The sequence below is a fragment of the Sphingomonas sp. Ell38C01 genome, assembly GCF_055231975.1.
Window position 1 is genome coordinate 1,810,378 of record NZ_JBUYVA010000001.1, and the last position, 14,046, is coordinate 1,824,423.

General features: G+C 68.2%; 15 protein-coding genes. 13 read left to right on the top strand and 2 right to left on the bottom strand.

Features of this window, described 5'->3' with window-relative positions; all coding sequences use genetic code 11:
- Positions 1-6: 6 nt before the first annotated feature.
- Together ACV7NO_RS08460 and ACV7NO_RS08465 are read left to right on the top strand one after the other, a co-directional pair.
- On the top strand, positions 7-489 hold the full coding sequence (locus ACV7NO_RS08460) for a GAF domain-containing protein (RefSeq protein WP_463405563.1): 483 nt from the start codon (positions 7-9) through the stop codon (positions 487-489).
- 104 nt (positions 490-593) lie between these two features.
- The gene (locus tag ACV7NO_RS08465; protein WP_463405564.1) at positions 594-1,832 is read left to right on the top strand and encodes an RcnB family protein; all 1,239 of its coding nucleotides are present in this window, start codon (positions 594-596) and stop codon (positions 1,830-1,832) included.
- Positions 1,833-1,963: 131 nt separating this feature from the next.
- Here the strand turns inward: ACV7NO_RS08465 and ACV7NO_RS08470 are convergent, their stop codons facing one another.
- Positions 1,964-3,271 (bottom strand): M20/M25/M40 family metallo-hydrolase, encoded by a 1,308-nt coding sequence (locus tag ACV7NO_RS08470; RefSeq protein WP_463405565.1) that lies wholly within the window; start codon positions 3,269-3,271, stop codon positions 1,964-1,966.
- A 140-nt stretch (positions 3,272-3,411) separates the two neighbouring features.
- Here ACV7NO_RS08470 and ACV7NO_RS08475 point away from each other — a divergent pair, with 140 nt between their 5' ends.
- Positions 3,412-4,203: a hypothetical protein gene (locus tag ACV7NO_RS08475; RefSeq protein WP_463405566.1), complete on the top strand. Its 792-nt coding sequence runs from the start codon at positions 3,412-3,414 to the stop codon at positions 4,201-4,203.
- Between the two features lie 122 nt (positions 4,204-4,325).
- On the opposite strand, the gene ACV7NO_RS08480 is transcribed toward ACV7NO_RS08475, so the two are convergent.
- Positions 4,326-4,781 carry a universal stress protein gene (locus tag ACV7NO_RS08480; RefSeq protein ID WP_463405567.1) on the bottom strand — a complete coding sequence of 152 codons (456 nt, stop codon included), beginning with the start codon at positions 4,779-4,781 and terminating at the stop codon, positions 4,326-4,328.
- Between the two features lie 165 nt (positions 4,782-4,946).
- On the opposite strand from ACV7NO_RS08480, the gene ACV7NO_RS08485 reads away from it, so the two are divergent.
- From ACV7NO_RS08485 to rpsG, 10 genes are all read left to right on the top strand, one after another.
- Positions 4,947-6,278 carry a pyruvate dehydrogenase complex dihydrolipoamide acetyltransferase gene (locus tag ACV7NO_RS08485; protein WP_463405568.1) on the top strand — a complete coding sequence of 444 codons (1,332 nt, stop codon included), beginning with the start codon at positions 4,947-4,949 and terminating at the stop codon, positions 6,276-6,278.
- 17 nt (positions 6,279-6,295) lie between these two features.
- Positions 6,296-6,511, top strand: a complete 216-nt coding sequence (locus ACV7NO_RS08490) for a hypothetical protein (RefSeq protein ID WP_463405569.1) — start codon at positions 6,296-6,298, stop codon at positions 6,509-6,511.
- 25 nt (positions 6,512-6,536) lie between these two features.
- Positions 6,537-6,926 (top strand): acyl-CoA thioesterase, encoded by a 390-nt coding sequence (locus ACV7NO_RS08495; protein WP_463405570.1) that lies wholly within the window; start codon positions 6,537-6,539, stop codon positions 6,924-6,926.
- Positions 6,926-7,369 (top strand): hypothetical protein, encoded by a 444-nt coding sequence (locus ACV7NO_RS08500; RefSeq protein WP_463405571.1) that lies wholly within the window; start codon positions 6,926-6,928, stop codon positions 7,367-7,369. The genes ACV7NO_RS08495 and ACV7NO_RS08500 overlap by 1 nt, the downstream gene beginning before the upstream one ends.
- On the top strand, positions 7,362-8,774 hold the full coding sequence (lpdA, locus tag ACV7NO_RS08505) for a dihydrolipoyl dehydrogenase (RefSeq protein ID WP_463405572.1): 1,413 nt from the start codon (positions 7,362-7,364) through the stop codon (positions 8,772-8,774). The genes ACV7NO_RS08500 and lpdA overlap by 8 nt, the downstream gene beginning before the upstream one ends.
- On the top strand, positions 8,758-10,173 hold the full coding sequence (locus tag ACV7NO_RS08510) for a hypothetical protein (protein ID WP_463405573.1): 1,416 nt from the start codon (positions 8,758-8,760) through the stop codon (positions 10,171-10,173). Before lpdA ends, ACV7NO_RS08510 begins: the two co-directional genes overlap by 17 nt.
- A gap of 53 nt (positions 10,174-10,226) precedes the next feature.
- The gene (locus ACV7NO_RS08515; RefSeq protein WP_463405574.1) at positions 10,227-11,489 is read left to right on the top strand and encodes a Xaa-Pro dipeptidase; all 1,263 of its coding nucleotides are present in this window, start codon (positions 10,227-10,229) and stop codon (positions 11,487-11,489) included.
- Positions 11,490-11,644: 155 nt separating this feature from the next.
- Entirely contained in the window at positions 11,645-12,661 is a 1,017-nt protein-coding gene (locus ACV7NO_RS08520; protein WP_463405575.1) for an alpha/beta fold hydrolase, read from the top strand.
- Between the two features lie 440 nt (positions 12,662-13,101).
- Entirely contained in the window at positions 13,102-13,473 is a 372-nt protein-coding gene (gene rpsL / locus ACV7NO_RS08525) for a 30S ribosomal protein S12 (RefSeq protein WP_463405576.1), read from the top strand.
- A gap of 99 nt (positions 13,474-13,572) precedes the next feature.
- Positions 13,573-14,043 (top strand): 30S ribosomal protein S7, encoded by a 471-nt coding sequence (rpsG, locus tag ACV7NO_RS08530; RefSeq protein WP_463405577.1) that lies wholly within the window; start codon positions 13,573-13,575, stop codon positions 14,041-14,043.
- Positions 14,044-14,046 lie beyond the last annotated feature (3 nt).

A 14,046-nucleotide genomic window follows, 5' to 3' on the forward strand; every position in this document is an offset into this window, starting at 1 on the left:
GAACGCATGTATGTTTTCGACACGTCCGCGGGCACGAAGCGCGAACTGTACCGCGACCTGCTGAATGCGGTGGAGGCGCTGACCGCGGACGAGCCCGACGGCGTCGCCAATATGGCGAACGTCGCGGCGGTGCTGTGGCAGTATCTGCCCGATCTCAACTGGGCCGGCTTCTATCGGGCGGTCGATGGCGAACTGGTGCTTGGGCCGTTCCAAGGCAAGGCGGCGTGCATACGGATCGCGTTCGGCGCGGGGGTGTGCGGGGCCGCCGCCGCGACTCGGACGACGCAGGTGGTGGCGGACGTCCACGCCTTTCCCGGGCATATCGCGTGCGATGCTGCGAGCGCCTCCGAACTCGTTGCGCCGGTGATCGACGGCGACCGGCTGGTCGCGGTGATCGACCTCGACAGCCCGGTGACCGGCCGGTTCGACGCGGAGGATTCCGCCGGAATCGAGGCGGTGGCGAAGTCCATCGCCGCGCGCATCGGCTGATCCGATTCGGGACACGGCTCGTGCTGGCGACTCCCCCGCACGAGTGGTAAGCAACCCGTTAACAGGCGGTGCGTTGCGCCGAACGAGAACAGGGAGACCGAAGAATGCGGACGCTGATGGTGACGGCCGCGGCGCTGTCGATGCTGACGACGGGCGCCGCCGATGCGGGGGAGCGCGTGGTCGTCTCCGGCGGCAATCGCGGTGGCGGCTGGACCCGCGGGCCGATGCCGCACGCGCCGACGTCGACGCCGGGCGGGTGGAATGGCGGCGGTCGCCAGTGGCAGGGTGGTAGCCAGTGGCAGGGTCAGTCGCAGGCGCAAAGCCAGGCCCAGTGGCAGAACCAGCGCAGCGTCACGCGCGTGCGTGGCGGCAGCTGGAACGGCGCCAACACGAACGTCGTCGTCAATCGGCCGCGTTGGGGCGGTCGCGTCGACGGTCGCTGGTGGGGCGGACAGCGCGCACCGGGGGGCTGGAACGCCTATCACCGGCCGACCCGCGGCTGGGTGCTGCCGAGCTACTGGGTCGCGCCGACCTGGTATGTGACCGACTGGTCGGGATATGGCCTGCCGCAGCCGCCGCAGGGCTATAACTGGTCGCGCTATTATGACGACGCGGTGCTGATCGACGGGCGCGGATCGGTGTACGACACGATCGGCGGGGTCGACTGGGACCGGTATGACGGACAGGGCGCCGATTATAGCTATTACGACGGCGACTATGCCCAGGGCGGTTATGCGCAGGACGGCTACGCCCAAGGTGGTTACGCCCAAGGTGGTTATGCACAGCCGGGTGCGCCCTATCCCTATCCGCAGGGCGGATACGAGCGTCGCGACAACGGGCTGGGCGGCGCGGCGATCGGCGCGGTCGCTGGCGGCGTCGCGGGCAACCTGATCGGCGGGCGCGGCAATCGGCTGGGCGGCACGTTGATCGGCGCGGGCGTCGGCGCGGCGGCGGGCTATGCGATCGACAAGGCGGAGGATCGCGGGCGTCGTGCGCCGCCGCCGCCGCCGGCTTCCTATGGCCGCGCGCCGGGCTATGGCGCGCCGTATCCGGCGCCCTATCCGGCTCAGGGAGGCTATCCCGCGCCGATGCCGGGGCCGATCGTGACGCATGGCGGTGGCACCACCGTCACCACCATGTCGACCGGTGGGGCGTATCCGACGCAGGGCTATTATGCGGGCGGCTATTACTATCCGGGCAGCAGCGTGACGACGATCACCGTTGCGACCGCGCCGGTGGTGACGACGACGACCGAGGTCTTCGAGGACACCGTCACCTACAGCCGTCCCGCGCATCGTCGCGTGTGGCGTGCGAAGCCCAAGCCGAAGTGCATCTGCCGGTGAGTTGACTCCCTTTTCTTGCCGCGCATGAGGAGGGCGTCGCTTCCGGGTTCGGGAGCGGCGCCCTTTTCCATGGGGGGCGTTCCGTCATTCGCGAAATCCCGAAACGAACGGAGTAAGGAGGGAGGGCGGGCCTACCGCCGAGGCACGCGCCTCGCGAAGGTGACGAGGCTCTCCGCACCGTCCGCACCGAGGGCCGAGACGCCGATGAAGTGGTCGTCAACCGACACCTCCTTCAACACCGCGGTCGTGGCGCCGGTCACCTTGCGCTGGTCCGTCCAGTCCTGCGTGTCGTTGCGACGCCAGCGGATCATATACTCGGCGGCGCCGGGGACCGGCTTCCACGCGACGGTTGCGTCGCGGGTGAGGGCGCCGGCGATCGTGACGCCGGTCGGCGCGGCGGGTGCGGCGGCGAGGCGGGCGATCGTGGCGACGTTGATCGCGGTCACCTTTGCGAGATAGGCGAAGTCCATGCCCTCGATCGTGTCACCATAGACGCGGCCGTCCTCGATGCGCAGGTCCTGATGCTGGCGGTCCCAGTTTTCTGCGCCGACGGTGAAACGGACTGCGGGGAAGCCCTCGCGCAGGAACGGCTCGTGATCGCCGCCGCGGCCGAACCGGTCTGGACGGCGATCGACGAATACGTCCAGGCGGTTGGGGAATGTTCCGGGCAGCGCGTCCGCGACGCGGTCGATCGCCTTGGCGAGCGCGCGGCTGGGGCCGTCGTCCTCGCCGCCGATCGCGCGACGCTCGATCGCGTCGGCGAGCGATTCGTCGGCGCGGATGCCTTCCGAGAAGACGCGGACGCGATCGGCGACCTTGAGGCCGCCCTGGCCGACCGAGTTGCCGACGATGTCGTTGTTGAGCATCGCATCGACCTGCCACCCGCGCGCCTTCGCGGTTTCGGCGAGCAATGTCGCCCCCCACAAGCCCTGCTCCTCGCCCGAAAAGGCGACGTATACGATGGTCGCGGCGAACCGCTCCCTCGACAGGATCCGCGCCGCTTCCAATACCAGCGCGACGCCGCTGGCATCGTCGTTGGCGCCGGGGGCGTCGCTGGTCGCGTCCATCTCGTTCGACACGCGGCTGTCGATATGTCCGCCGACGATGATGTAGCGGTTCGGATCGGTGCCCTTCTGGATGCCGAGCACGTCCTCGATCACGACGCCGTCGGGCGCGCGCGGGCCGACGAAGCGGCGCGACAGGCGCTCGACCGCGATGCATCCGCCGCAGTCCTGCGAGATGGCGGCAAAGCGCGAGGCCGCCCAGGTCCGCGCGGCACCGATCCCGCGCTTCGGATCGGTCGCGGACGACAGCGAATGGCGGGTGCCGAACGCGACGAGCGATTCCACGCTGGTTCGCAGCGCCGACTGCGACGGCGCCTCGCGCGCCGCGGCCGGGGTTGCGATCAGGACGAGCGGGGCAAGGAAGGAAATACGCATGGCGTAAGCTGTGGCGTGCGCGGAGTTTTTGGACAAGTCCGACTTTGACTCCGGTCCACCGAGGTGACTAGCTTGCGCGACAAGAAAAAAACGGTCGCGATTCGTTGGCGTATCCAATCCAACAGGGGAATCGTTATATCATGAAACTTGTCCAGGCCTGCCTTGCCGGCGCGATGGTCTTCGTCGCCGCGCCCGCCTTTGCCGACAGCCCGTTCGACGGAACGTGGAAAGCGGATCTCTCGTCGCTCCAGGTCGTGGCCAAGCCCGACCAGTTCTCGCTCAAGGACGGCCTGTACAGCTGCACGACGTGCCTGCCAGCGTTCAAGGCGAAGGCCGACGGGACGTTCCAGCCGGTGGCGGGGAAGGACTATTACGACCACATCCTGGTCAAGCCCGTCGACGATGGCGCGGTGCATTTCGAATATCAGAAGGGCGGCAAGACGATCGGGACGAACGACCTGAGCGTTTCGGCGGACGGCAAGACGCTGACGGCGAAGAACAGCAACACCAACAACGCGGCTGGCACGCTCGTCGAATCGACATCGGTGCAGCAGCGCATCGGTGCGCCGATCGCGGGGGCGCATGCGATCTCGGGCAGCTGGAAGGCGGCGCCCGCGACGCAGGTGTCCGATTCGGGGATGACGATGAAGGTGATGGTCGACGCGAAGACCTACACCCAGACCTCGCCGATGGGCGAAACGCTGACCGCGACGTTCGGCGGGCCGTTCGCACCCAATGTCGGCGATCCCGGCAAGACGATGACGAAGGCGGAGCGGCTGTCGCCGACGAAGGTGAAGCTGACCGACATGCGCGGCGGCAAGGTGGTCGGCACGATGGTGCTGACGGTCGCGGCGGACGGGCGGACGCTGATGGGCGAGTGGGCCGATCCGCGCGATGGGTCGAAGGGGGCGTGGAAGGCGACGAAGCAGTAGGACGTCGCGTCATTCCCGCGCAGGCGGGGATTCATCTCGCGCGCTCGGGCGCGAACCTCGCCGTCGTGACTAGCCCGATGGTGGAGATGGATCCCCGCCCGCGCGGGGATGACGATCGTGCTTCAGCTCAGCCGGTCGATCGCTTCGCGGTCCAGGCTGCCGGGGATTATCATCAGCGGTACGGGCAGGGCGCCCGCATCCGCGCCGGCGAAATGCGAGACGAGTGCCCCCGGCGCACCGCTCGCGGCGGCGCCCAGCACGAGCGCGGCGATCTGCGGATTGGCGGCAATCATCTCGCGGATGATCTTCGCGCCGTCGCCCTCGCGCACCGTGATCGAGGCGCGCAGCCCCGATTCCTCGATCAGCGTGCCCGCGGCGGCGGCGACGAGGCCCTCGGCATGGCGGCGCGCCTCGTCCTCGATCGTCGCCTGGACGCCGCCGAACGCGATGAACTCCTGTTGCGGGACGAGGCTGAGGATCTCAACCCCGCCCCCGGTCTTGACCGCGCGGCGCGCGGCGAAGCGCAGCGCGATCCCCGCTTCGGGCGTGTCGTCGATCACGACCAGATAGATGCGCATCGTTGCTGTTCCCCCGATCGACGCCCGTGACGCCGGCCCCGTCCGTCGTACCTGACGCGCGGACGGGCTTCGCGCAAGCGGCGCCGCGCGGCTTGCGGGCTTGACCCTAGGGCAAACGGGCGCGAGAGACGGGGCAGCTTCTCCCGGAACCGTTCGAGGACCTTCATGCCGATCGAGATCAAGATGCCTGCGCTGTCGCCGACGATGGAGGAGGGCACGCTGGCCAAATGGCTGGTGAAGGAAGGCGACACGGTGAAGTCCGGCGACCTGATGGCCGAAATAGAGACCGACAAGGCGACGATGGAGTTCGAGGCGGTCGACGAAGGCGTGATCGCGAAGATCCTGGTCGCCGAGGGCACCGACAACGTGAAGGTCGGCACCGTGATCGCGGTGCTGGCGGCCGAGGGCGAGGAGGTCGGCGAGACGACCCCGGCGCCCGCCGCCAAGGAAAGCGAGCCGAAGCCCGACACCAGGGATCCCAACGACACCGAAAGCGAGGCGAAGCCGGTCGAGCGCACGACGGAGCAGGCCGAGGACCACGGCAAGCCTGCGGACGCCGTGCCGGCCAAGGCCGCCCCCCGCGCCGATGGCGAGCGCGTGAAGGCGAGCCCGCTGGCGCGTCGCATCGCTGCAGAGAAGGGTGTCGAACTGTCGACGCTGTCGGGGACCGGGCCGAACGGGCGGATCGTGAAGGCGGATGTCGAGGGCGCGAAGCCCGGCGCGGCTGCGCCGACCGGAACGGCCGAGGCTCCCGCCGCTGCGGCTACCGCTGCGCCCGCGCCGAAGCCCGCCGCGATCCCCGACATCCCGCACGAGGCGACCAAGCTGTCGAACGTCCGCAAGACGATCGCGCGTCGCCTGACCGAATCGAAGCAGCAGGTGCCGCATATCTACCTGACGGTGGATATCCGGCTCGATGCGCTGCTCAAGCTGCGCGGCGAGCTGAACAAGGGGCTGGAGGCGCGCGGCGTGAAGCTGAGCGTCAATGACCTGCTCATCAAGGCGCTGGCGGTCGCACTGGTGCAGGTGCCCAAGTGCAACGTGATGTACACGCCGGACCAGCTCATCAGCTTCACCCGCGCGGACATCTCGGTCGCGGTGTCGACGCCATCGGGACTCATCACGCCGGTCATCACCGAGGCGGATACCGCGTCGCTCTCGTCGATCTCGACGAAGATGAAGGACCTGGCCACGCGCGCGCGCGACAACAAGCTGAAGCCCGAGGAATATCAGGGCGGCACCGCTTCGATCAGCAACATGGGCATGTACGGGATCACGCAGTTCGACGCGGTCATCAATCCGCCGCAGGGGATGATCCTGGCGGTTGGCGCAGGGGCCAAGCGCCCGTGGGTGATGGAGGACGGATCGCTGGGCGTCGCGACGGTCATGTCCGCGACGGGCAGCTTCGATCATCGCGCGATCGACGGCGCGGACGGCGCGCAGCTGATGCAGGCGATCAAGACGCTCGTCGAATCGCCGCTGGCCATGTTGGCTTAGAGGGGGCCGGCGTTCCCATGCGTCGCCGCGCACTCGTGATCGAGGGACTGCACCTCGTCGGCGGTGTGCTGGCGACGCTCGTGATCTTCTGGGGCGCGGCCTGGGCGTATCCGCGGGGGGCGGAGACGATCTGGCTGGTGGGGTATGTCACGATGGCGGCGGTCGCGGGGATGAACGTGCCCCGGCTGCAACGCGCATGGCGTGTGTACGAGCGGAGCGGCGGACTGACATGACGACAGCGATGACAGGTGCGCGCGCATGACCGTCCTTCCCGCGGGATCGCCCGTCGTGCGGATGACCGCAATGCCCGCCGACGCCAATCCCTATGGCGACATCTTCGGCGGCTGGCTGATGGGGCATATGGATCTCGCCGCCGGATCGGTCGCGTCGCGTCATGCGGGTGGCCGTGCGGTGACGATCGCGGTCGAGGCGATGAAGTTCCACCGGCCCGTCGTGGTCGGCGACGAGGTGTCCTTCTATGCCACGCTGGTGGCGACGGGCAGCACCTCGATGACGATCGACGTCGAGGCATGGCGCCGCAGCCGGCATAGCGAGGAAGCGTACAAGGTGACGCAGGCGCGCTTCGTCTTCGTCGCGATCGGCGAGGACCGCCAGCCGCGCAAGGTGCCGGGGATGGCGGCGGCGTGATGATCCTGCGCGGCTTCGTCGCGATCCTGGCGGGGCTCACCATCGGGGGGCTGATCGGACTCATTCTGATCGCGGCGAAATCCGGCGACTTGTTGGACGTCTCAAACCCTGTCGGCATAGTCTTCATGGTGGGTGCGGGCATCGTGGTGACCGCGCCGGGTTGGGTCTTGAGTAGCGCGGCCGTTCTGCCAATCCTCACTCACCGCGCCCGGCGTGTCGGCCTGCTTGATCCGATACAGTATTTCGCATTGGCGGCAGCGACCGGCGCGGTCGCCGTCCTGCCGACCTTTCTCTTTTTGGCGGCATCGGATCCAAGCGTGCTTTTCGTCATGGTGCCAAGCGGCATCGCGGGTGGCACGGCGATCGCGGCGATGTGGCGTCTATGGATACTCAAACCTCTCGCGGCGTGCCGCGCATCTGCACATGGAGCGTATCTTGGCTGACACCTACGACCTCATCATCCTCGGCTCGGGCCCCGGCGGCTATGTCGCGGCGATCCGGGCGAGCCAGCTCGGCATGAAGGTGGCGATCGTCGAGCGCGAGCGGCTGGGGGGGATCTGCCTGAACTGGGGTTGCATCCCGACCAAGGCGCTGCTGCGCACGTCGGAGATCTATCACTATATGCAGCATGCCGCCGACTATGGGCTGAAGGCGGACAATATCGGGTTCGACCTGGGCAAGGTGGTCGAGCGCAGCCGCAAGGTGGCGGGGCAGCTCAACGCCGGCGTCAAGGGCCTGATGAAGAAGAACAAGGTCGCGGTGCATGAAGGCGTCGGCACGATCACGGGGAAGGGCAAGCTCAGCGTCAAGCAGGGCGACAAGACGACCGAACTGGCGGCCAAGAACATCATCGTCGCGACCGGCGCGCGCGCGCGCGACCTGCCGTTCGCCAAGGCGGACGGCGCACGCGTGTGGACGTATCGCCACGCGATGGTGCCCACCGAGATGCCGACCAAGCTGCTCGTCATCGGATCGGGCGCGATCGGGGTTGAGTTCGCCAGCTTTTACAACGACATGGGCGCCGACGTGACGATCGTCGAGATGCTGCCCCGGATCCTGCCCGTCGAGGACGAGGAGGTCAGCGCGTTCATGGACAAGGCGCTGACGAAGCAGGGCATCAAGCTCGTCAAGGGCGCAGGCGTCGAGAAGATCGAGAGCGGTGCGAAGGCGGTCAAGGCGTCGATCAAGGGCGCCGACGGCAAGGTGACGAGCGACGAGTACAGCCATGTGATCGTCGCGATCGGGATCGTGCCCAATACCGAGAGTATCGGGCTGGAGGCGCTGGGCGTCGAAACCGATCGTGGGCACATCAAGACCGACGGCTATGGCAAGACCAACGTCGCGGGTATCTGGGCGATCGGCGACGTGACCGGCGCGCCGTGGCTGGCGCACAAGGCGAGCCACGAGGGCGTCATCGCGGTCGAGAAGATCGCGCAGGAAGCGGGCAACACGGACGTCCATCCGCACGCGATGGACAAGGGCAACATCCCGGGCTGCACCTATGCGCGCCCGCAGGTCGCCAGCGTAGGCATGACCGAGGCGAAGGCGAAGGAAGCCGGGTACGAACTGAAGGTCGGCAAGTTCCCCTTCATCGGCAACGGCAAGGCGATCGCGCTGGGCGAGGCGGAAGGCTTCGTGAAGACGGTGTTCGACGCCAGGACCGGCGAACTGCTGGGCGCGCACATGGTTGGCGCGGAAGTGACCGAGCTGATCCAGGGCTATGTCGTCGCACGCCAGCTGGAGACGACCGAGACCGAGCTGATGCAGACCGTGTTCGCGCATCCGACGCTGTCGGAGATGATGCACGAGAGCGTGCTGGGCGCCTACGGACGTGCGATCCACATCTGATGCGGAGCGGGCGCGGTGGCCGTTCGCGGCGGCCGCGCTCGGATGGCTGGGGTCGCTCGCGCTGTTCTGGCCGGGTATCGTCACCTATGACGGCGTCGCGCAATATGCCCAGGTCCTGACCGACCGGTACGACGATTGGCATCCGCCGGTGATGGTCCGGCTGTGGGACCTGTTGTCGCCGCTGGGGGGCGGCGCGGCGCCGATGCTCGTGCTCCAGCTGGCGGCGTACTGGCTGGGGTTCGGGCTGGTCGGCCACGCGCTGGCGCGGGGCGGGCGTATCCGCGCCGGTTTCGGTGCCGTCGTGATCGGGGCGGTGCCGGTGTTCCTTGGCTGGCAGGGCGTGGTCCTGAAGGACGCGCAGATGGCGGGCGCGATGCTGGGCGCGACCGGGCTGGTCGCGTGGTGGTGGTTGCGCGGGGAGCGTTTGCCGGTGCGGGCGGTCGCGCTGGTGGTGGTGCTGCTCGGCTACGCGACGCTGGTTCGGGCGAACGCGGTGTTCGCGACGGTGCCGCTGGCGGTGATGCTCGCGGGCGCTTCGTGGTCGTGGACCAGGCGCTTGCTGGTCGGCGGCGCGGGAGTCGTTGCGGCGATCGCTGTGTCGTCGCCGATCAACCATGCGGTTCTGGACGGGCGCGCGAGCGGGGTCGAGCGGACGCAGGCGGTGTACGATCTGGCGGGCGTCGCGGTCCGGGTTTCGGACCCGGCGTCGACCGGGCTCACCGCCGATGAGGTGACGGCGACACGCGCGAAGGATTGCGTCCGCGCGTTCTTCTGGGATCCGCTGGGTGACGATTCGCGGTGCGGCGTCGTGACCGCGCGCGTGCGGGCGCAGCCGGCGGCAGTGTTGTACGCAGGTCTCGCCCGAACGATGGCGGCGCATCCGGTGGCCTATGTCGCGCATCGGCTTGGACACCTCAATTCGACGATGCGCTGGTGGGTGCCGTATCGCTGGCCCTCCGCGGCGCCGCCAGCCGGGAGCGAGGCGAACACCCTGGGCCTCGCGTCGCCCGGGTTCGCGGCGGCACTCGTCCAGCGTGCGGCGGGGGTGCTGGTCGAGACGCCGATCGGGTGGCCGTTCGCCTGGGTGGTGGCGGCGGCGACGTTGCTGCTGGCGCTTCGGCGCGTGAGCGGCCCGTCGCGCGACCTCGCGGTGGCGCTGCTGGTGTCGGCGCTGGCGCTGGAGGCGAGCTTCGCCGCGATCAGCATCGCGTCCGACCTGCGCTATCACCTGTGGTCGATGATCGCGACTGCGCTGGCGGGGGTGGTCGCGGGGCGGTTCGCGGATCGGCGCGTGCTGGCGATCGGCGGTGTCGTTCTGGTGGCGGCGCTGGTTCCTGCGATCGTCGCGCGCGCGACGCTGCCGGTGTCGCCGCAAAGCTATGCGGGGATGCTGGGATAGCTTGGCGCGGGCGCCCCGACGCGGCAAGGTGCGGCACGACAAGGGGATGATGCATGAAGCGAACAATGCTCGCGCTGACGGCGATGACCGTGACGGTGCCCGCCGCGTCGGAGACGGTGGTGGTGACCTCGGCGAAGATGCTCGATCCGGCGAGCGGGCGGACGACGGACGCGCCGGTGGTCGTCATCACCGACGGCCGGATCGTCTCGGTGACATCTCGCGGCGCGATCCCGGCGGATGCGAAGCGGATCGACCTGCCCGGCAAGACGATCCTGCCCGGGCTGATCGACATGCACGTCCATCTCGACGCGGATGCGCGGATCAGCGGATATCGCCGGCTCGAATATACCGACAGCTTCTGGCAGGCGGTGGGCGTGGCGAATGCGAAGGCGATGCTCGACGCCGGGTTCACGACGGTGCGCAACGTGGGATCGGGCGATTACAACGATGTCGGGCTGAAGCAGGCGGTGGAGGCGGGGTACATCCCCGGGCCGCGGATCGTGCCGGCGGGCTATGCGCTGGGCGCGACGGGCGGGCATTGCGACGCGACCGAGGACCTGCCGCCGAGCTTTGCGGGGACGCCCAACCCGGCGGTGGCGGACGGCCCGGACGGGTATCGCAAGCTGGTGCGGACGATGCGCAAATATGGCGCGGAGGTCATCAAGATCTGCGCTACCGGGGGCGTGCTGTCGAAGCGCGATTCGCCGGGGGCGCAGCAGATGAGCCTCGCCGAGATGACCGCGGTGGCGGAGGAAGCGCATATGGCGGGGATGAAGGTCGCCGCGCATGCGCACGGCACCGCGGGGATCAACGATGCGCTGCGTGCGGGGATCGACACGATCGAGCATGCCAGCCTGGCGGACGCGGAGAGCTTCCGGTTGGCCAAGGCGAGGGGCGCATGGTTCTCGATGGACGTCTATGACGACGACTATATCCTGGCCGAGGGCGCGAAGAACGGCGTGCATCCCGAAAGCCTCGAAAAAGAGCGGCAGATCGGCCGCAAGCAGCGCGAGACGTTCCGCGCGGCGCATGCGGCCGGGGTGAAGATGGTGTTCGGCACCGACAACGGCGCGGTGTTCCCGGCCGGGCAGAACGCGTTGCAGTTCGCCAAGATGGTCGAATGGGGGATGACCCCGATCGAGGCGATCCGCAGTGCAACGACCAATGCCGCGGAGGCGCTGGGGCGCAGCGACGTGGGCGCGATCGCGGTGGGGCGGTTCGGCGACATCGTCGCGGTCGACGGCGATCCGACCGCGGACGTTCGCCTGCTGGAGCGGCCGGTGGCGGTCATCAAGGGCGGGGTGCGGGAGAAGTAAGCATCGTGTCCGCAATCGATCCGGGCTCGCGCCATCGGCTGTCGCGCAGAAAGAAGCGGGACCTCGGATCAAGTCCGAGGCGACGGGGGCTTCGACGTGACGCGATGCGAGAAGTCGGTTAACGCGGCAGCGTAACGATCCGTCGAAGGACCTGCATGCCATCTCTGACCGCCCGCCTGCTCGCTCTGCCGCTCGCGCTTGCCGGGCTGCCGGGCGCCGTCGACGCGCCGCGGATCCCGGATCTGGGCGCCAATCTGGAACGGTTCGATTATCCGTGGCCGGTCCAGACGATGACGGTCGATATCGTCGGCGCCCCCGCGCAGATGGCGTTCATGGACGTCGCCGCGCCGCGACCCAATGGGCGCACGGTGGTGTTGCTGCACGGCAAGAATTTCTGCGGCGCGACCTGGGGCAGCACGGTGCGCGCGCTGCTGGCGGCGGGGTATCGCGTGATCGCGCCCGACCAGATCGGGTTCTGCAAATCGTCCAAGCCGCGCGCGGCGCAGTACAGCTTCGAGATGCTGGCCGCGCTGACGCACCGGCTGCTCGAATCGCGCGGGGTGTCGCGCGCGACGGTGGTCGGGCACTCGCTCGGAGGCATGCTCGCGATGCGCTATGCGATCATGTACCCCGATGCGGTCGAGCGGCTGGTGCTCGTGAACCCGCTGGGGTTGCGCGACCGGTCCGAGGATGGGCTGCCCTATGCCGATGTCGATACGTTGTGGGCGGGCGAGCGGCGGACCGACTATGCCGCGATCAAGGCGTATCAGCAGACCAATTACTATCACGGCACGTGGAAGCCGGCCTATGATCGCTGGGTGTGGATGCTGGCGGGCATGTACCAGGGGGCCGGCCGCGACACCGTCGCGCTGGCGCAGGCGAAGACGAGCGAGATGGTGAAGACCCAGCCGGTCGCGCACGAGCTCTACCGGATTCGCCCGACGACGACGGTGATCGTCGGCACGCTCGATTCGACCGCGTTCGGGCGCCAGCAGATCCCGGCGAACCTCCAGAAGTTCGTCCGCGCGATCCCGCTCGTCGCGCCCGAGGCGGTGCGGCAGATGCCGAATGCCACGCTGGTGAGGATGGAGGGGCTGGGGCACTCGCCGCAGGTCGAGGATCCGGCACGGTTCGAGGCGACGCTGCTCGCGGCGATCCGCATAAGGGCTTAAGACTGGCTGCGTCACCGTTCGTCTCGAATGGCCGTCGAGCCCTTCGGCTGGCTGGCAAGCCAGCCGCTCAGGATAAACTCCAGTGCAAGCGCCGAAGTCGGGACGGCGTATCGAGAGACAGGTCGACCCCATGGCCTCTCGATACGGGCTCTCGGCTTCGCTCGATCCCTACTCGAGACGAATGGTCAGGCGGAACGGGGCGTTGCGGACAGATGTCGATCCGGCGTCCGACGCGACCCGTTGACCGATTGCCGGCGCGAGTCTATAGGCGCGCCTGCTCGGACGGCCCTCATGGCCGTGCGGCAAGCATGAACATTGCCGGATGCATCGGGGCCCGGGAGGTCGAGCACGACTTCCTCACGGCTCTTTTCGTATTTCGGGCCGCTGGCTTTATGGCTTGGGGTTCCGGCAAAGTAACCACTTGAAAGGTGAAGGCTTCAATGCCGACGATCAACCAGCTGGTCCGCAAGGGCCGCGTCCTGCAGAAGGCCAAGTCCAAGGTCCCTGCGATGGAGCAGAACCCGCAGAAGCGCGGCGTCTGCACCCGCGTCTACACGACGACCCCGAAGAAGCCGAACTCGGCGCTGCGCAAGGTGGCCAAGGTCCGCCTGACGAACAGCCGCGAAGTCATCAGCTACATTCCGGGCGAAGGCCATAACCTCCAGGAGCACTCGGTGGTCCTGATCCGTGGCGGTCGTGTGCGCGATCTTCCCGGCGTTCGCTACCACGTCCTGCGCGGCGTGCTCGATACGCAGGGCGTGAAGGATCGCCGCCAGTCGCGTTCCAAGTACGGCGCCAAGCGTCCGAAGTGATCGGGCTTTAGTCCGATCATCCCGGCGCAGGCCGGGATCCAGATCAAAAGTAAGCCCCGGACGGGTTCCGGAACCGGCTGAAACAAAAAGGAACACCAGATGGCACGTCGTCGTCGTCCAGAGAAGCGCATCATCCTGCCGGATCCCAAGTACGGTGATGAGGTTCTCTCCAAGTTCATGAATTCCGTCATGCTCGACGGCAAGAAGTCCGTCGCCGAGCTGATCGTGTACGGTGCGTTCGAGACCGTCGAGACCCGCGCGAAGCGCGATCCGCTCGGCGTGTTCCACGATGCGCTGAACAACATCAAGCCGGGTATCGAGGTCCGTTCGCGCCGCGTCGGCGGTGCGACCTACCAGGTTCCCGTCGAGGTGCGTCCCGAGCGCGCCCAGGCGCTGGCGATCCGCTGGCTGATCTCGGCGGCGCGCTCGCGTTCCGAGAACACGATGGCGGCGCGCCTGTCGGGCGAGCTGATGGACGCGGCGAACAACCGCGGCAACGCGGTGAAGAAGCGCGAAGACACGCACCGGATGGCCGAAGCCAACCGCGCCTTCTCGCACTATCGCTGGTAATGC